Below are 18,238 nucleotides of genomic sequence, written 5' to 3'. Positions count from 1 at the left end.
AAGACAACGTAGCCCGGATTTACAGTGGACGCGATCCAAAATTTCAGGAGCTGCTCATGTCAGAAATCACCGAGGCCGCCGTCATTCCCGACAGCAAGCTGGCGCGCGCCATCACCGAATACGTCCGCGATACCGAAACGGACCTGCTCTTCAACCATTCCAGCCGCGTCTACCAGTTCGGCGCGATGGCCGGCGTCCGCCGTGGGCTGACGTTCGACCGCGAACTGCTCTACGCCGGCGCCATGTTTCACGACATCGGCCTGATGCCGGGCCATGGCAGCCAACACGAGCGGTTCGAGGTCGACGGCGCGCATGCCGCGCGCGATTTCCTGCGCAGCCACGGCATTTCGGAAGCCGACGCCTACACGGTGTGGACCGCGATCGCCCTGCACACCACGCCGGGCGTCCCCCAGCACATGCACCCCGTCGTCGCGCTGGTGACCGCGGGCGTCGAGATGGACGTGCTCGGGCTCACCTACGACGAATATTCCGACGCGGAGCGCGAGGCGGTCGTGAACGCCTTTCCGCGCACGCCGCACTTCAAGGAAGACATCATCCAGGCCTTCTACGACGGCATCAAGCATCGGCCCGATACGACGTTCGGCAACGTCAAGGCCGACGTCATCGCCGACAAGGAGCCGCATTTCCATCGCGGCAATTTCTGCAGCGTCATCCGCAACTCGCATTGGCGCGGTTGACCGGCGTTCGCGCAAGGACAGTGCGATCTCGAAATCGACTGCTGTGGACCCATGCGAGCCTGAGATTTCGCACGCGGGCAGCAATAGCCAATGACCCCATATTCAGGAGCATCCCATGGCCGATGAGCCGAAACGTTTGACCCATGCGACGGGCGCGCCCGTCAGCGATAACCTCAACATCATGACCGCGGGCCGCCGCGGGCCCGCGCTGCTGCAAGACGTCTGGCTGATCGAGAAGCTAGCACATTTCGATCGCGAAGTGATCCCGGAGCGACGGATGCATGCCAAGGGTTCCGGCGCCTTCGGCACCTTCACCGTGACCAATGACATCACCCGATACACCAAGGCGAAGATCTTCTCGGAAGTCGGCAAGCAGACGCCGATGTTCGCGCGGTTCTCGACCGTTGCCGGCGAGCGCGGCGCAGCCGACGCCGAACGCGACATCCGCGGCTTTGCGCTGAAGTTCTACACCGAGGAAGGCAATTGGGACATGGTGGGCAACAACACGCCCGTGTTCTTCTTCCGCGATCCCTTGCGCTTTCCCGACCTCAATCATGCGATCAAGCGCGATCCCCGAACCGGAATGCGCAGCGCCGACAACAATTGGGATTTCTGGACGTTGCTGCCGGAGGCTCTGCACCAGGTTACCATCGTGATGAGCGAGCGCGGCCTTCCCAGAAGCTTCAGGCACATGCATGGCTTTGGCAGCCATACCTACAGCTTCATCAATGCCGCCAATGAGCGGACCTGGGTGAAGTTTCACTTCCGGACGCAGCAGGGCATCGAAAACCTGACCGACGCCGAGGCCGAAGCCCTCATCGGCAAGGACCGCGAGACTCACCAGCGCGACCTGTTCGAGAGCATCGAATGCGGCGATTTCCCGCGCTGGACCATGTTCGTGCAGATCATGACCGACGATCAGGCCAAGGCGTTTGCCTTCAACCCGTTCGACCTGACCAAGATCTGGCCGAAGGCGGACTTCCCGCTGATCGAGGTCGGCTATTTCGAGCTGAACCGCAATCCGGAAAACGTCTTCGCCGAGGTCGAACAGGCCTCCTTCTCGCCGGCCCACGTCGTTCCGGGCATCGGCTTCTCGCCCGACAAGATGCTGCAGGCGAGGCTGTTCTCCTACGGGGACGCGGCGCGCTATCGCCTCGGCGTCAACCATCATCTGATCCCGGTCAACGCGCCGAAATGCCCGTATCACAGCTACCATCGCGATGGCGCAATGCGGACCGACGGCAATCTCGGGAGGACGCCGACCTATTTCCCGAACAGCCGTGGCGAGTGGACGGACCAGCCCGATCTCAACGAGCCGCCGCTCGAGATCGATGGTGCAGCCGCACATTGGGATCACCGCATCGACGACGATCACTATCGGCAGCCCGGCGACCTCTTTCGCAAGATGAACGCAGCCCAGCGGCAGGCCTTGTTCGACAACACGGCGCGCGCCGTCGGAGCGGCGGCCATCGCGATCCAGGAACGGCACATCGCCAATTGCACCAAGGCCGATCCCGCCTATGGCGCGGGCGTCCGCGACGCGCTGACGCGCCTCGCGACCGTTCGTGCCAAGGGAACGGAAAAGGCCGCGGAATAGGGTCGGTCGATCCGCACCGACCTCTCGCCGTCTTCGGCGAACGGCGCCGACAGGGCGCCGTTCGCATTTTTAAAGCGAACCGCCGAAACCTCTCAATTTTCTCGCGAAAATAGCTCGAGCCGACGCGCTCGCCGGGCCTTCCCTCGCGCATCGTCGCGAAGTGCAGATGCGGACGTTCGCCTCGGAAAGCGTCATGGCCGATGGGCTCCCTGCCTATCTTCGAGGCCCCGCACATCCCTGAGGCAATCGAGTCTTGACAGGGCCCGCCCGGCAGCGCCTTTCTATGAAATCCTGCCGGAACCGAAACAAAGGGTGCGCGAAAATCCGATCCTGAGCATTTTTCAGCCGGCTGACGCCGATTGATGGGCGAATTTTTCGCGCGAGATCAACCACTCACCTTCATCCAACCAGAAAAGCGATTCCTCAAAATGGTTACACGTCGTGATGTCGCATCGATTGTCGGACTTGGCGCGATGGCTGCAGCCACGCTGGCCTCACCGGCCGTGGCGCAGACCGCAGCGGATTCCAACGAATCGACCTTTGCCCGCATTCGCCGCACCAAGAAGATGCGGATCGGCGCGGTCGGCGGCGGCGCGCCCTATTACATGAAGGACCTCGCCAGCGGCCAGTGGAAGGGCTTCTACATCGACATCGCCAAGGCGCTCGCCGACGACATGGAGGCCGAGCTCGAGATCACCGAGACCACCTGGGGCAATTCGGTGCTCGATCTGCAGTCCAACAAGATCGACATCTTCTTCGGCCTCAACCCGACCCCGAAGCGCGCGCTGGTGGTCGACTTCTCGGTGCCGGTCTTCAACAACGCCTTCGGCATCCTCTGCAAGAAGGACTTCAAGCCGAAGAGCTGGGCCGAGCTGAACTCGCCCGACGTCAAGATCGCCGTCGACCAGGGCTCGTCGCACGACCAGGTCGTCAGCCGCCTGACGCCGAAGGCGCAGATCTCGCGACTGAAGACCGCCGACGATGCCACCGCCGCGCTGCAAACCGGCCGCGTCGACGCGCAGTGCCTGATCACCATGCTGTCGCTGACCGTGTTGAAGAAGAATCCCTCGCTCGGCCAGTTCGTGCTGCCGACGCCGATCTTCGCCACCACGTCGAACGCCGGCTTCCGCCGCGAGAACGACAAGACCTTCCGCGACTACGTCAACACCTGGATCGACTTCAACAAGGGCCTCGGCTTCATCCGCAACGCGATCATCACCAACATGGAGCTGGTGGGCGTGACCGAAGCGGACATTCCGCCGGGCGTTTCGCTGTAGGTGATGAGCGCCTGAAGTATCCACACCGTCATGGCCGGGCTTGTCCCGGCCATCCACGCCTGACTCGCGGCACCAAGAACGTGGATGCCCGGGACATAGGCGAGCGGAAGCGACGCCGTCCTTCGGACGGCTACGCCCGGGCATGACGACAAGTTTCTGAACTGACATCGGGTAAAAGTAACGCACGCATGTATCAGTGGGACTTCGGCATCCTCTGGAGCTATCGCTGGCTCTTTCTCAACGGGCTCGGCGTCACCGTCGGCTTCACCGTGGTCATCGTCGTGCTCGGTCTCGTCTTCGGCCTGTTCGGCGCGTTCGGCAGCCTGTCGCGCTTCAAGGCGGTGCGTCTCCTCGCCCTCACCTTCATCGAGGCGTTCCGCTGCACGCCGATCCTGGTGCAGCTGATCTGGTTCTATTACGCGCTGCCGATCCTGGCCGGCGTCGAGATGACGCCGATCACGGCCTCGGCGCTCGCACTCTCGCTCTATGGCGGCTCGTTCTATTCCGAGATCATCCGCGGCGGCATCATCTCGATCGACAAAGGCCAGTCGGAAGCCGGCGCCGCGCTCGGCATGACGCCGGGACAGAGCATGCGGCGCATCGTGCTTCCGCAAGCGATCAAGCGCATGATCCCGGCGCTGATGAACCAGTCGATCATCCAGTTCAAGAACACCTCGCTGGTTTCGGTGCTCGCCGTGCCCGACCTCGTCTACCAGAGCCAGGTCGCCGCCCATGACAGCTACCGGCCGCTCGAGACCTACACCGCGGTCGCGGTCGCCTATGCGGCGATCCTGATTCCCTTGACCATCATCGTCCGCCGCGGCGAGAAGCGACTGGCGGTCAGCGAATGAGCGAGCCATCCAGGAACACTTCGAAGATCGAGATCCGCAGCCTTCGCAAGAGCTTTGGCAGCAACGAGGTTCTGAAGAACATCAGCCTCGACGTGGCCAAGGGGGGCGTGGTGGCGCTGATCGGCCCATCCGGCTCCGGCAAGTCGACACTGCTCCGCTGCATCAATCTGCTGGTCGTGCCCGACGGCGGCAGCGTCCGCGTCGGCGACACAAGCTTCCAATTCGGCGAAGGCGCCAAGCTTCCGGACGTGAAGACACTCGCCAAATTCCGCACCACCACCGGCATGGTGTTCCAGCATTTCAATTTGTTCCCGCACATGACGACGCTTCAGAACGTCATGGAGGGGCCCGTCACGGTGCGCCGCATGGCCAGGGCGGACGCCGAGAAGCTCGCGCGCGCGCAGCTTGCCAAGGTGGGCCTTGCGGAGAAGGCCGACCAATATCCGGCGACGCTGTCCGGCGGGCAGAAGCAGCGCGTCGCGATCGCACGTGCGCTCGCGATGGAGCCGGACGTGATGCTGTTCGACGAGGCCACCTCGGCGCTCGATCCCGAGCTCGTCGGCGAGGTGCTCGCCGTCATGCAGCGGCTGGCCTCGGAAGGCATGACCATGGTGATCGTGACCCATGAGATCGCCTTCGCCCGCGAGGTCGCCGACCGCCTCATCTTCATGCGCGACGGCGTCGTGGTCGAGGAAGGTCCGGCGCGGCAGGTGATCGACAATCCGCAGGAAGCCGCGACGCGCGCCTTCCTCAGCCATTTCCACCGCACCGGCGCGTTGCCGCCGGCCAACGTAGCACCGTGATGCCTGATATCGATCGCGCCTATCTCGTTACCGGTGCCGCCAGCGGCATCGGCCGCGCCACCGCAAAACTGCTCGCGGCCCCCGGCACCGCGCTGCTGCTCCACACCCGCTCGAACGCGGAAGGTCTCGATGCCGCCGCGGCCGAAGCCGAAGCGAAAGGCGCCGCCGTCGCAAAATGCCTCGGCGATCTCGCCGAGGAAGCAGCCGTTACCGACGCCGTCGCCGCCGCGCAACGCGTTTTCGGACGGCTCGACGGATTGATCCTGGTCGGCGGTCATGCCCGCCGCGGCAGCGCGATCGGCACGCCGGCGGATCAGTTCCGGCAGGCGATGGACGAATCGGCGCTGGCGTTCACGCGGCTGGTCGACGCCGCGCTGCCGCTGCTGCGTGCCGGGCGCGATACGCGGATCGTGGCGGTGTCCTCTTTCGTCGCGCATGCGATCCGGCCGGAATTCGCACCCTTTGCCGCAACGGCGGCAAGCCGCTCCGCGCTCGAAGCGCTGGTGCGTCTCACCGCGATCGAGCTCGCAAAAGACGGCATCACCGTCAATGCTGTGTCACCCGGCCTCATCATCAAGGACAAGCCGAGCGAGAGCCGGCTCTCGCCCGAGCAGATCGCCACCACCGAGGCGCTGATCCCGATGCGCCGCCGCGGGCGGCCGGAAGAAGTGGCCGAGATCATCGCCTTCCTGGCATCACCGAAGGCGTCCTACGTCACCGGCCAGGTCTGGCACGTCAATGGAGGCCTGACATGACCGAAGCAACCGTCGAACGCATCAGGCTGTTCCTGATCGAGAGCCCGATCAAGATGGCGCGCCTCCAAGGCGTCGGCAACGTCAAGGGCACGGTGAAGCGCGTGCTGATCGAGCTCACCGCGAGCGACGGCGTGATCGGCTGGGGCGAGGCGGCACCGTGGGAAGTGTTCACGGGGACGCCGGAAGCGGCCTTCTCCGCGCTCGACATCTATCTGCGGCCGATCGTGCTCGGCAAACCCGTGCGCCGCATCCGCGCGCTGATGACCGAGCTCGACCGCGCGCTGGTCGGTCATGCCGAGGCCAAGGTCGCGATCGAGATGGCGCTGCTCGACATCGTCGGCAAGTCGTCGGGATTGTCGGTCGCCGACCTGCTCGGCGGCCGCGTGCGCGACACGATTCCCCTCTCCTTCTCCATCGCCGATCCCGATTTCGCCGCCGATCTCGAACGCATGCGAAAAATGGTTCCGGACGGCAACGTCATCTACAAGGTCAAGACCGGCGTGAAGCCGCATCGCGAGGATCTCGATCATCTCGAAGCGATCCGCAAGGAATTCGGCGACAAGGTCGATCTGCGCGTCGATTACAACCAGGCGCTGGCGCCGTTCGGCGCGATCAAGATTTTGCGCGACATCGAGGAATTCGCACCGACCTTCATCGAGCAGCCGGTGCCGCGCAAATATCTCGACGTGATGGCGCAGCTCACCGCGGCGCTGGAAACACCCGTTCTCGCCGACGAAAGCTGCTTCGACCGCCGCGACATGATGGAGGTGGTGCGCCGCGAAGCCGCCGATGCCGTCTCGATCAAGCTGATGAAAGCCGGCGGCCTGTTCGAGGCGCAGGCGATCATGGCGATCGCCGACATCGCCGGCCTGCCCGGCTATGGCGGCACGCTGTGGGAGGGCGGCATCGGGCTTGCCGCCGGGACGCAGCTGATCGCGGCAACGCCGGGCATCTCGCTCGGCTGCGAATTCTACATGCCGCATCACGTGCTGACCGAGGACGTGCTGGAAGAGCGCGTTGCCAACCGCGCCGGCCATGTCGTGGTGCCCGACGGCCCGGGCCTCGGGATCCGCGTCAGCGAGGCCTCCGTCCGCGCCAATGCGCGGGTGCTTGCGGAGGCGTGAGTTCGTCATTCCGGGGCGCGCGTAGCGCGAGCCCGGAATCCATAACCACAGGGAGGGGTTGTCGCGCGAGCTGGTCACCACGCATCTTCGCCAAACTTCTCTCTGTGGTTATGGGTCCCGGGCTCGCGCTTTGCGCGCCCCGGGACGACAGCGGAGCATGCCGCCCCCGCGGTCCCTAACCTTCCCCTAGCTAACTCCGTATCGTATGGTCCGGCCAAACAAGCCCGCCCCCATCGGGCCATCCGGAAACGCATATGTCTGAACCCGCCTGGTCGCTGCACTCCCGCCTGAAAGAGGACACCATCGACATCGGCGACCTGCCGCTCTCGAAGGTCCTGGTCATCAAGGACGCGCATTATCCCTGGCTGCTGCTGGTGCCGCGGCGACCCGATGCGGTCGAGATCATCGATCTCGACGAGGTGGAGCAGGCGCAACTCATGACGGAGATCTCCCGCGTCTCGCGCGCGCTGAAAGAGATCACCAAATGCGACAAGCTCAATGTCGCCGCGCTCGGCAACCTCGTGCCGCAGCTTCACGTCCACATCATCGCACGCCGGACCAGCGACGCTGCATGGCCGCGGCCGGTCTGGGGCGTGATGAAGCCCTTGGCGCATGACGCCACCGAGGTGCAGACTTTCATCAGCGCGCTTCGCCGCAAGATCTGGTTGGGTTGAGAACAAGAAATGTCAGCATTCGACTCGTTTCCGCTGGGACAGCCGGCCTTCGTCACCAACGTCCTCGATCGCGCCGCGCATCTGCGCCGCGACGACGAAAAGCTGTTCGCGATGGAGCAGAAGCCATTGTCGCGCGCCTATGTCGTCTACCGCGACTCGCTGCTGGTGAAGCGCGAGGGCGACAAGGCGCGCGCGCTGCTGGGAGTAGACGAGGCGCTGAAATGCGGCGCCAACCCCGGCACGATCTTCTTAGGCCTGCGCGACGGCGCCGCGGTGTTCGGCATGGGGATGTCGCAGGCGGCGGCCGAGAAGCTGATCGGCCGCGAGGACTACACCGTCACCGAGCTGCGCGGCATGGCGATGCAGGGCGCGATTCCGCCCGGCGAGCTCTCGGCGATCGCGATGGCGAAGTCGATGGTGAGCTGGCATCAGCGCCACGGCTATTGCGCCAATTGCGGCACGCGGAGCGCGATGAAGGAAGGCGGCTGGAAGCGCGAGTGCCCTGCTTGCAAGGCCGAGCACTTTCCGCGCACCGATCCCGTCGTGATCATGCTGGTCGCCTCCGGCGAGAAGTGCCTGCTCGGCCGCCAGAAGCAGTTCCCGCCGGGGATGTATTCCTGTCTCGCCGGCTTCGTCGAGGCCGCCGAGACCATCGAGGACGCGGTACGCCGGGAAATCCTCGAAGAATCCGGAATCCGCTGCACCGACGTGCAGTATTACATGACGCAGCCCTGGCCCTATCCATCGTCGCTGATGATCGGCTGCAGCGCGCGGGCGCTCAACGAGGACGTCGTCGTCGATCATTCCGAGCTGGAGGACGCGCGCTGGTTCACCCGCGAGGAGGCCGCGCTGATGCTGACGCGGACGCATCCGGACGGGCTCGCCGGCCCGCATCCGTTCGCGATCGCCCACCACCTGCTCGGCCGCTGGGTGCACGACAAGACCGGCGCGTAAGCTGGGGCCGCCGGTGGCCATATCAGGGACCGCGCCGCACATCCTTTGCATCGGCATTCCCGTGCGCGACCTCACCTTTCGCGTCGAGGCCGTGCCCGCGCGCGGCAGCAAGGCCAACGCCACGCATCTCGCCGAGATCTGCGGCGGCAACGCGCTCAATGCTGCGATCGCCATCGCGCGGCTCGGTGGCCGGGTCTCCTTCGCAGGACCGATGGGCGATGCACGGGAAGCGTCGAGCGGCTTCATTCTCGAACAGATGGCCAGTGAAGGCATCGACACGACGCACGTGGTGCGCGTGCCCGGCCTGACCACGCCGGTCTCCGCGATCCTGATCGAGCCCTCGGGCGAGCGGACGCTGACGATCTATCGCGATCCCGGCCTGTGGAGCGTGAAGCTGCCGGACGGTGACGCGCTGCTCGCCGATTGCCGGGCGGTCCTCGTCGAGAGCCGCTGCGGCGCCCTTTGTATCGATCTCTGCGCCGAGGCGCGACGGCGCGGCATTCCTGTCATCGTCGGCGTCGATCGCGCGATGTCGTTGCAGGACGGCCTGCTCACGGCCGCCTCGCACGTGCTGTTCGCCAGCGACCAGGTGCAGGAGACGGCCGGTGTCGCCGATGACGGCGAGGCATTGAAGCGCCTGGCAGGGCTGACGCCGGCCCTTCTCGCCGCCACGCGCGGCCCGCGCGGCACGATCTGGCTGAACGAGGCGGGCAAGCTGGAGGAGACCCCGGCCTTCCCGGTTCAGGCGGTCGATACGCTCGGGGCCGGCGACGTTTTCCATGGCGCCTTCACGCTTGGCCTCGCCGAGGGCGCGGAGGTGCGGGAGGCGCTGCGATTCGCCGCGACCGCCGCAGCGCTGAAATGCACCCGCCACGGTGGCGGCATGGCCGCCCCACAACGCGTTGAAGTTGAAGAGCTTTTACGAGGCAGGCTCTAGAGAAGTTCCACTGTTACGCCGAGATTATAGGCTTGCCGTGGAAAGATTTTCTCTATATCAGGGAAATCAGCCCCTGAAATGGAACAAAGTTCTTCAAATGACTGACCTCGCCGTGCAACTCCCCGAGACCAGCCGCCGCCTCGATGCCATCGACCGCAAGATTCTGATGGTGCTCCAGGAGGATGCGTCCCTCTCCGTCGCCGAGATCGGCGACCGCGTCGGGCTGTCCTCGACCCCCTGCTGGAAGCGCATCCAGCGCCTCGAGGCCGACGGCGTGATCCTGAAGCGCGTCGCCCTGGTCGACCAGAACAAGATCGGGCTCGGCATCTCCGTATTCGTGTCAGTCGAGAGCGCCGACCATTCGGACGCCTGGCTGAAGAAGTTCGCCGAGGCCGTGAGTGCCATGCCCGAGGTGATGGAATTTTACCGCATGGCCGGCGACGTCGACTACATGCTGCGCGTCGTGGTCGCCGACATGCAGGCCTATGACGTGTTCTACAAGAAGCTGATCAGCGCCGTGCCGCTGAAGAACGTCACCTCGCGCTTCGCGATGGAGAAGATCAAGTCGGTCACCGCGCTGCCGATCCCGGCGGTGGTGGCGGCTTAGAGGCTTAGTTCTCAGGTCTCACCACAAGGAAGCTGTCATCGCCCGGCCTTGACCGGGCGATCCAGTATTCCAGAGGCGGCGATTGGATACGGAGAAGCTGCGGCGTACTGGATGCCCCGGTCAAGCCGGGGCATGACAGCGGAGATTTGCGGCGCGGGTTGTGCTCCCTGATGCCCCTCAAATCGTCTGATTGTACGCGCCGACTTCGGGATGCGTGCGGAGCACGCTGTTCACCATCTCGAACATGTCGTGCATGCGCTGCTCGGAGACCGGGCTCTCGACCACGACGACGAGCTCGGGCTTGTTGGAGGACGCGCGCACCAGGCCCCAGCTGCCGTCCTCGACCGTGACGCGTACGCCGTTGACGGTGACGAGATCGCGGATCGCCTGGCCGCCGATCTTGGCGCCCTTGGCCTGCAAGCCTTCAAAATGCTTCACCACCTGGTCGATGACGCCGTATTTGGTCTCGTCGGCGCAATGCGGTGACATGGTCGGCGACGACCAGGTTTTCGGCAGCGCGTTCTTCAGATCGGCCATCGACTTGCCCGGCGCGCGGTCGAGCATGTCGCAGATCGCGAGTGCCGACACCAGGCCGTCGTCGTAGCCGCGTCCATACGGCTTGTTGAAGAAGAAGTGGCCGGACTTCTCGAAGCCCGCGAGCGCACCCGTCTCGTGGGTGCGGCGCTTCATGTAGGAATGGCCGGTCTTCCAATAGGCGACCTTGGCGCCCTGCTTCTGCAGCACGGGATCGGTGACAAACAGACCGGTCGACTTCACGTCGACGATGAAATGCGCATCCTTGTGGATCGCCGACATGTCGCGGGCGAGCATCACGCCGACCTTGTCGGCAAAGATTTCCTCGCCGGTGTTGTCGACGACGCCGCAGCGATCGCCGTCACCGTCGAAGCCGAGACCGACATCGGCCTTGTGATGCAGCACCGCGTCGCGGATCGCGTGCAGCATTTCCATGTCTTCCGGATTCGGATTGTATTTCGGGAAGGTGTGGTCGAGCTCGGTGTCGAGCGGGATCACCTCGCAGCCGATCGCCTCCAGCACCTGCGGCGCGAACGCGCCGGCAGTGCCGTTGCCGCAGGCGGCGACGACCTTGAGCTTGCGGGTCAGCTTCGGACGGCCGGTGAGATCGGCGATATAGCGCGCCGGATAATTCTCGTGGAACTGGTAGGAGCCGCCGGCCTTGTTCTTGAATTCGGCGTTGAGCACGATCTCCTTCAGCCGCGTCATCTCGTCGGGGCCGAAGGTCAGCGGGCGGTTGGCGCCCATCTTCACGCCGGTCCAGCCGTTGTCGTTGTGCGAGGCCGTGACCATGGCGCAGCAGGGCACGTCGAGATCGAACTGCGCGAAATAGGCCATCGGCGTCACCGCGAGCCCGATATCGTGCACCTTGCAGCCCGCAGCCATCAGGCCGGAAATCAGCGCATATTTGATCGAGGCCGAATAGCCGCGGAAATCATGGCCGGTGACGATCTCCTGCTTGACGCCGAGCTCCGCAATCAGCGCGCCCAGCCCCATGCCGAGCGCCTGGATTCCCATCAGGTTGATTTCCTTCTGGAACAACCAGCGCGCGTCGTATTCGCGAAAACCCGTGGCCTTCACCATCGGCTCGGATTCGAAGGCATAGGTGTTGGGCAACAAGACGGATTTCGGCTTGGGGAACATTGAGACGGTCTCGTGAAAATGGCGGGAATTGATGCAGCCTTAGCGAATGCCGGGCCGCAGCGGAAGGCGGGAATGGCAGCTTATGGCTTATAATTGCGGCAGTTTGGTAACGGGAAAACGCGGCCCGGCGCGAGACTTCCGCCAATGCCGTCCTGAAAAAATCCGTGCGAACGACCGTTCGTCGGCGCGGTGAGCGCCTTTGAGGCGGCTTACTGCTCCAGCACCATCTGGCCGTTGGCGTATTCGAAGCGCTTGAGGCGGGACAGGAAGGAGAGGCCGAGCAGGTTCTCCGACAGAGCCTCGTCCGGCAGCACCATGGCGTCGACGTCGCGCACGACGAGGCCGCCGACCTCGAGCATGGCGATGCGCGTGCGCGCCGCCTTGATGGTGCCGTTGGCGGTCGAGACGGTGGCGTTGTACTCGCCGCGCGAGGGACGGAGGCCAAAGCGGGCGGCCGAGCTCTCGTTCAGCGCGACCACGGAGGCGCCGGTGTCGATCATGAAGCCGATCCGTTGGCCGTCGATGCGGCCTTCGGCCTGAAAATGGCCACGGCCATCGCGGGAGATGGCGAGGCTGCGCCCACCGGCCGGCGCCGTCGCAGCAACCGTGATCGTCGTGCGCGGCGCTGACGTCGCGGAGGCGGAACTCATCCTGTCCGCCATCTGCGCCATGAACGTGCCGAGGCCGATCATGATGGCCGCGAGGATCATTATGTTACGCATCACACCACTTCCGAGCCGGAAAGCTCGATTTCACCACGCGACACGTCTGGCCGCGAGCGACGCTGCGGTCAGAGCGCCGCTATTTTGACGAAAAGGATGAGCGGAGGGTTAATGGCGCAGTGTCGCCAGTACGACAGATCCTCATCCTGAGGAGCCCGCCAACGGCGGGCGTCTCGAAGGATGGCCGCGGGCGAAAGTTGGGCCTGCATGGTTCGAGACGCGCGTTCCGCGCTCCTCACCATGAGGGTCTACTTGCGGTTCACGTCCCGCGCGGCTTGACCCGCCGGGTCGGCAGCGCGCTCGCCGGATCCTCCGGCCAGGGATGGCGCGGGTAGCGGCCGCGCAGGTCGGAGCGTACCGCGGCGTAGCTGCCGCGCCAGAAACCGGGGAGGTCGCGCGTCACCTGCACAGGGCGCTGCGCCGGCGACAGCAATTCCAGCACCAGCGGCACCTTGCCGGCGGCGATCGACGGATGGGTGTTGAGCCCGAACAATTCCTGGAGCCGCACCGCGATAGTCGGCCCCTGCTCGGCCTCGTAGTCGATCGCGAGCACGCTGCCGGTCGGCGCCTCGAAATGCGTCGGCGCCTCGCGATCGAGCCTTGCGCGCATCTCCCAGGGCAGCAGCGCCATCAGCGCGTCGGACAGATCGCCGGCCGAGATGTCTTTGAGTGCGATCTTGTCGTAGAGCGCCGGCACCAGCCAGTCGTCGCGCCGCGCGATCAGTCCGTCGTCGGACAAATCGGGCCAGCTGTCGCCCTCGGCCTTGCGCAGAAACATCACGCGGTCGCGCCACTGCTTTGCGGCCTTCGACCAGGGCAACCGGTCGAGACCTGCGGCAATCAGCCCATCTGCTAAGATGCGCGCGGTGTCCTCCGAAGGCGACACCGCGAGTGTTGCCTCCGACAGTGTGATCGCATGCAGCGCGCGCTTGCGCCGCGCGCGCAGCGCCATCGCGCCACGATCGAAGGAGATCTCGTCGACGGTCTCGATATGCTCGGCGAAATGCCGCTCGATGTCGTCCTCGCCGATCGGCGCTGCCAGCAGAACGCGGCCGCTCGCCGCCGTGCCCGTCATCTCGCCGATCGCGATGTAGGGCGCGCGGGCGAGCGACGAGGTCTGCTCCACCGCGGCGCCGCGACCATTGGCGAGCACGAAGGTGCCATTGCCGCGGTTGCGCGCGACACGGTCCGGGAAGGCGTAGGCGAGCATCAGGCCGGTCGAGAGATCGTCCTGTCCGGTTGCGGCCTTCTCCGACGCCGCCACCTGCGAAGCCCAGCGCCGCGCGAGATCGCGCGCGCTCGCGGCGCGCGGCGAGCGATCGCGGCGGAACTGGTCGCGCCGGTACTCGAGATCGACGCTGTCGCCGCCGAGCCCGCGCTCGGTGATGATGGCCGCGATCTCGGCGGCGGCTTCGCCGCTGCCCACGCGATGCGAATCCACGATCATGCGCGCCAGCCGCGGCGGCAGCGCCAGCGCGCGCAGGCTTTTGCCTTCGGCGGTGATGCGGCCGTCGCCATCAAGCGCGTTGAGCTCGGAGAGAAGGCTTTTCGCCTCTTTCCAGGCGGGCAGCGGCGGCGGATCGAGGAATGACAACGCCGAAGGATCGGCGACGCCCCATTGCGCGAGGTCGAGCACCAGCGAGGAGAGGTCGGCGCTGAGGATTTCCGGCTGGGTGTAGGGCGCAAGCGAGGCCGTCTGCGGCTCATCCCAGAGCCGGTAGCAGACGCCGGGCTCGGTGCGGCCGGCGCGGCCGCGGCGCTGGTCCACCGCCGCACGCGCAGCGCGCACGGTCTCGAGCCGGGTCAGCCCGATGTCGGGCTCGTAGCGCGGCACGCGGGCGAGACCGGAATCGACCACGATGCGCACGCCCTCGATGGTGAGCGAGGTCTCCGCGATCGAGGTCGCCAGCACCACCTTGCGCGTGCCCTTCGGCGCGGGCGCGATCGCGCGGTCCTGCACGGCAGCGTCGAGCGCGCCGAACAACGGCACGATCTCGATGCTGGCATCCTGGACGCGCTCGCTGAGGAAATTCTGGGTGCGGCGGATTTCGGCGGCGCCGGGCAGGAACGCCAGCACCGAACCGCTGTCGGCGCGCAGCGCGGACGCGATCGCATCCGCCATCTGCCGCTCGACCGGCGCATCCGCCTTGCGGCCGAGATAGCGCGTCTCGACCGGAAAGGCGCGGCCCTCGCTCTCGACAACGGGCGCTTCCCCGAGCAGCTTTGCCACGCGCGCGCCGTCGAGCGTTGCCGACATCACGAGGATGCGCAGATCCTCGCGCAGGCCGGTTTGCGCGTCGCGCGCCAGCGCGAGGCCCATGTCGGCATCGAGCGAGCGCTCGTGGAATTCGTCGAACAGGACGGCCGCGATGCCGGAGAGCTCGGGATCGTCGAGGATCTGGCGGGTGAAGATCCCCTCGGTCACCACCTCGATGCGCGTCGCGCGCGAGATCTTCGAGCCGAAGCGGACGCGGTAGCCGACGGTTTCGCCGGCGCGCTCGCCAAGCGACTTGGCCATGCGCTCGGCACTCGCCCGGGCAGCGATACGCCGCGGCTCCAGCACGATGATCTTCTTGCCCGCGGCCCAGGGCGCATCCAGCAGCGCCAGCGGCACCCGCGTGGTCTTGCCTGCGCCGGGCGGCGCCACCAGCACAGCGGCGTTATGCACCTCCAGCGTGCGCGAGAGGTCGTCGAGCACGGCGTCGATCGGGAGGGGCGTGTCGAAGCTGCGGGGCAAGGCCTATCCATTCGTCATGCCCGGCCTTGTGCCGGGCATCCACGTCTTCGACTAGAAACAGACGTGGATGGCCGGGACAAGCCCGGCCATGACGAAATCGTTGCGGCAGTGGACCGTCAGCCCTGCACCGGCGGACGGCCGATGCTCTCGTAGGTGAAGCCGGCGGCTTCCATGTCTTCGGGACGGTAGACGTTGCGGAGATCGACGACGACGGGCTGCGTCATGGTCGCCTTCAGCCGGCCGAGATCGAGCGCGCGGAACTGCACCCATTCGGTGACGATGACGAGCGCATCGGCGCCTTGCGCGCAGGAATAGGCGTCCTCGCAATAGGTGATGTTCGGCAGCTCGCCCTTGGCCTGCTCCATGCCGACGGGATCGAAAGCCTTGACCGTCGCGCCCATGTCGATCAGGCCGGTGACGAGCGGAATCGACGGCGCATCGCGCATGTCGTCGGTGTCGGGCTTGAAGGTGAGGCCGAGCACGGCGATGGTCTTGCCGCGCAAGCTACCGCCGAGCGCCTGGCTGACCTTGCGCGCCATCGCGCGCTTGCGGTTCTCGTTGACGGCCAGCACGGCTTCGACGATGCGCAGGCTCACGTCATAGTCCTGCGCGATCTTGATCAGCGCCTTGGTGTCCTTCGGGAAGCAGGAGCCGCCGAAGCCGGGCCCCGCATGCAGGAACTTGGTGCCGATGCGGTTGTCGAGGCCGATGCCGCGCGCGACTTCCTGCACGTCGGCGCCGACCTTTTCCGAGAGATCGGCGATCTCGTTGATGAAGGTGATCTTGGTCGCGAGGAACGCGTTCGCGGCGTATTTGATCATCTCGGCGGTGCGGCGCGCCGTGAACATCAGCGGGGCCTGGTTCAGCGACAGCGGGCGATAGACGTCGCCCATCACCTTGCGGCCGCGCTCGTCGGAGGTGCCGACGACGACGCGATCGGGATACTTGAAGTCGCGGATCGCCGCGCCCTCGCGCAGGAATTCGGGGTTGGAGGCGACGACGACGTCCGCCGCAGGGTTGGTCTCGCGGATGATGCGCTCGACCTCGTCGCCGGTGCCGACCGGGACGGTCGACTTGGTCACGACGACGGTGAAGCCCGACAGCGACTGCGCGATCTCGCGCGCGGCGGCGTAGACATAGGACAGATCGGCGTGACCGTCGCCGCGGCGCGAGGGCGTGCCGACCGCGATGAAGACGGCATCGGCGTCCGCGACCGGCTTCGACAAATCGGTGGTGAAGTCGAGCCGCTTGGCCTTCACATTGGTCGCGACCAGTTCGTCGAGGCCGGGCTCGTAGATCGGAATCTCGCCGCGATGAAGCGCCGCGATCTTCTTCTCGTCCTTGTCGACGCAGGTGACGTCGTGACCGAAATCCGCAAAGCAGGCTCCGGACACCAGTCCCACATAGCCCGTTCCGATCATCGCGATTCGCATGAAAAACCCTGTTCCAGCTTGGTTAACGAAACCCCAACTCGAGCGGTTTAGCATTTTCCTGAGGGGAGAGAACAGCCCGGATGCAAAAACCGGCACGCGAATTGTACCGGTAAAGAAACCTTAAACCGCAAGGCTTCACACTGCGCCACGTCCGCACAGAGCCGGGCGGACCGCGCCTCGAAACGGGACACCATGGCACTATCAGGCACAATCGCCGCGAGCGGGCTTTCCAAGGCCCCCTCGCCCGCACGTGTCGACTGGGTCGACTATGCCAAGGGCATCTGCATCGTCATGGTCGTGATGATGCACTCGGTGCTGGGGGTGGAGATCGCGGCCGGCCAGACCGGTTTCATGCATGTCGCCGTGGCCTTCGCAAAGCCGTTCCGGATGCCGGACTTCTTCCTGATTTCGGGCCTGTTCCTGCCCTTGGTGATCGATCGGGACTGGCGAACCTATCTCGACCGCAAGGTGGTGCATTTCGCCTATTTCTATGTCGTCTGGGTGACAATCCAGTTCGGCTTCAAGGCACCGGCATTCGCGGCGGAGACGAGCTGGCGCGAGGCCGGCCTGCTGTATCTGGAATCCTTCGTCGAACCGTTCGGCACGCTCTGGTTCATCTACCTGCTGCCGATCTTCTTCGTGGTCACAAAATTGACACGGCGAGTCCCGCCGCTGGCGATCTGGCTCATCGCTGCCGCGCTGGAGACGGCGCGCATCTCGACCGGCTGGACCGCGATCGACGAATTCTGCGCGCGCTTCGTCTATTTCTATTCGGGATATCTGTTCGCGCCTTACGTGTTCGCGCTGTCCGATCGCGCGCGCAACCATCCCGCACTCGCGCTGGCGGCGCTTGCGACCTGGGCGCTGGTCAATGCGGGCCTCGTCGCGCTCGGCGCCAGCGAATGGAAGATCGTCTCGCTCGCGCTCGGCTTCGCCGGCGCCTGCGCCATCATCACGATGGGCACGCTGCTCGCGCGCGCACAGTGGTTGAACTTCTTCCGCTTCTGCGGCGAGCATTCGATCGTGATCTACCTCGCCTTCTTCCTGCCGATGGCGGCGACACGAACGCTGCTGCTGCGCGCCGGCATCATTGCCGACATCGGCACGGTGTCGCTGATCGTCACCATCGTCGGCGTGATCGGATCGCTCGCGATCTGGTACGTCGCATTGCGGCTCAATGCCCGCTTCCTGTTCGAACGGCCGCAGACGTTCTGGATCGCGCCGAAGAAGGCGGGGCCAGTGTTGCAGGCGGCGGAGTAGCCGCCCTCTCGGTGTCGTCGCCCGGCTCGACCGGGCGACCCAGTACGCCGAGACGCCAGTGATCGAGCCGAGAAGCCGCGGCGTACTGGTTTCCCCGCCTTCGCGGGGAATGACAGCGGGGATGTGGGGAAC

Annotated in this window: 16 protein-coding genes; 12 read left to right on the top strand and 4 right to left on the bottom strand. The window is 65.5% G+C overall.

Translation table 11 applies throughout. The features are described 5' to 3' along the window. The first annotated feature begins 56 nt into the window (after window positions 1-56). The 11 genes from AB7535_RS39375 (at window position 57) to AB7535_RS39325 (ending at window position 10,277) form a co-directional block, all read left to right on the top strand. Window positions 57-698: an HD domain-containing protein gene (locus AB7535_RS39375; protein WP_439037605.1), complete on the top strand. Its 642-nt coding sequence runs from the start codon at window positions 57-59 to the stop codon at window positions 696-698. 115 nt (window positions 699-813) lie between these two features. Then, window positions 814-2,295 carry a catalase gene (locus AB7535_RS39370; protein ID WP_354080258.1) on the top strand — a complete coding sequence of 494 codons (1,482 nt, stop codon included), beginning with the start codon at window positions 814-816 and terminating at the stop codon, window positions 2,293-2,295. Between the two features lie 428 nt (window positions 2,296-2,723). After that, window positions 2,724-3,572, top strand: a complete 849-nt coding sequence (locus AB7535_RS39365; RefSeq protein WP_085398526.1) for a transporter substrate-binding domain-containing protein — start codon at window positions 2,724-2,726, stop codon at window positions 3,570-3,572. 188 nt (window positions 3,573-3,760) lie between these two features. Further along, complete coding sequence (locus tag AB7535_RS39360; protein ID WP_008131668.1) at window positions 3,761-4,423, top strand: amino acid ABC transporter permease; 663 nt, start codon at window positions 3,761-3,763, stop codon at window positions 4,421-4,423. After that, window positions 4,420-5,226, top strand: a complete 807-nt coding sequence (locus AB7535_RS39355) for an amino acid ABC transporter ATP-binding protein (protein WP_085398520.1) — start codon at window positions 4,420-4,422, stop codon at window positions 5,224-5,226. Before AB7535_RS39360 ends, AB7535_RS39355 begins: the two co-directional genes overlap by 4 nt. Next, window positions 5,226-5,981, top strand: a complete 756-nt coding sequence (locus AB7535_RS39350) for an SDR family NAD(P)-dependent oxidoreductase (RefSeq protein WP_085398521.1) — start codon at window positions 5,226-5,228, stop codon at window positions 5,979-5,981. Before AB7535_RS39355 ends, AB7535_RS39350 begins: the two co-directional genes overlap by 1 nt. Further along, on the top strand, window positions 5,978-7,105 hold the full coding sequence (locus AB7535_RS39345; protein WP_085398522.1) for a muconate cycloisomerase family protein: 1,128 nt from the start codon (window positions 5,978-5,980) through the stop codon (window positions 7,103-7,105). Before AB7535_RS39350 ends, AB7535_RS39345 begins: the two co-directional genes overlap by 4 nt. A gap of 254 nt (window positions 7,106-7,359) precedes the next feature. After that, entirely contained in the window at window positions 7,360-7,779 is a 420-nt protein-coding gene (locus AB7535_RS39340; RefSeq protein WP_085398523.1) for an HIT domain-containing protein, read from the top strand. 9 nt (window positions 7,780-7,788) lie between these two features. Then, complete coding sequence (gene nudC / locus AB7535_RS39335) at window positions 7,789-8,733, top strand: NAD(+) diphosphatase (RefSeq protein WP_085398524.1); 945 nt, start codon at window positions 7,789-7,791, stop codon at window positions 8,731-8,733. A 13-nt stretch (window positions 8,734-8,746) separates the two neighbouring features. Next, complete coding sequence (locus tag AB7535_RS39330) at window positions 8,747-9,670, top strand: sugar kinase (RefSeq protein WP_439037604.1); 924 nt, start codon at window positions 8,747-8,749, stop codon at window positions 9,668-9,670. A gap of 97 nt (window positions 9,671-9,767) precedes the next feature. After that, window positions 9,768-10,277, top strand: a complete 510-nt coding sequence (locus AB7535_RS39325; protein ID WP_014491365.1) for an Lrp/AsnC family transcriptional regulator — start codon at window positions 9,768-9,770, stop codon at window positions 10,275-10,277. Window positions 10,278-10,454: 177 nt separating this feature from the next. Here AB7535_RS39325 and AB7535_RS39320 read toward each other — a convergent pair whose 3' ends face one another. The 4 genes from AB7535_RS39320 to AB7535_RS39305 form a co-directional block, all read right to left on the bottom strand. Then, a complete protein-coding gene (locus AB7535_RS39320) occupies window positions 10,455-11,954 on the bottom strand; it encodes a phosphomannomutase/phosphoglucomutase (protein WP_085398210.1) in 1,500 nt (499 codons plus the stop codon). Window positions 11,955-12,163: 209 nt separating this feature from the next. Then, window positions 12,164-12,676, bottom strand: coding sequence for a TIGR02281 family clan AA aspartic protease (locus AB7535_RS39315; protein WP_085398211.1), 513 nt, complete (start codon window positions 12,674-12,676; stop codon window positions 12,164-12,166). Window positions 12,677-12,935: 259 nt separating this feature from the next. Beyond that, entirely contained in the window at window positions 12,936-15,413 is a 2,478-nt protein-coding gene (hrpB, locus tag AB7535_RS39310; RefSeq protein WP_085398212.1) for an ATP-dependent helicase HrpB, read from the bottom strand. 116 nt (window positions 15,414-15,529) lie between these two features. Further along, the gene (locus AB7535_RS39305) at window positions 15,530-16,846 is read right to left on the bottom strand and encodes a UDP-glucose dehydrogenase family protein (protein ID WP_354080250.1); all 1,317 of its coding nucleotides are present in this window, start codon (window positions 16,844-16,846) and stop codon (window positions 15,530-15,532) included. A gap of 192 nt (window positions 16,847-17,038) precedes the next feature. Between AB7535_RS39305 and AB7535_RS39300 the strand changes: the two genes are divergently transcribed. Next, window positions 17,039-18,106, top strand: coding sequence for an acyltransferase family protein (locus AB7535_RS39300; protein WP_085398439.1), 1,068 nt, complete (start codon window positions 17,039-17,041; stop codon window positions 18,104-18,106). The last annotated feature ends 132 nt before the right edge of the window (window positions 18,107-18,238 follow it).

Source organism: Bradyrhizobium sp. 956_D2_N1_4, from assembly GCF_052076025.1.
Taxonomy (GTDB): Bacteria; Pseudomonadota; Alphaproteobacteria; order Rhizobiales; family Xanthobacteraceae; genus Bradyrhizobium; species Bradyrhizobium barranii.
The sequence above is the reverse complement of the archived record's forward strand: the minus strand, read 5'-3'. Positions and strand labels throughout refer to the sequence as shown.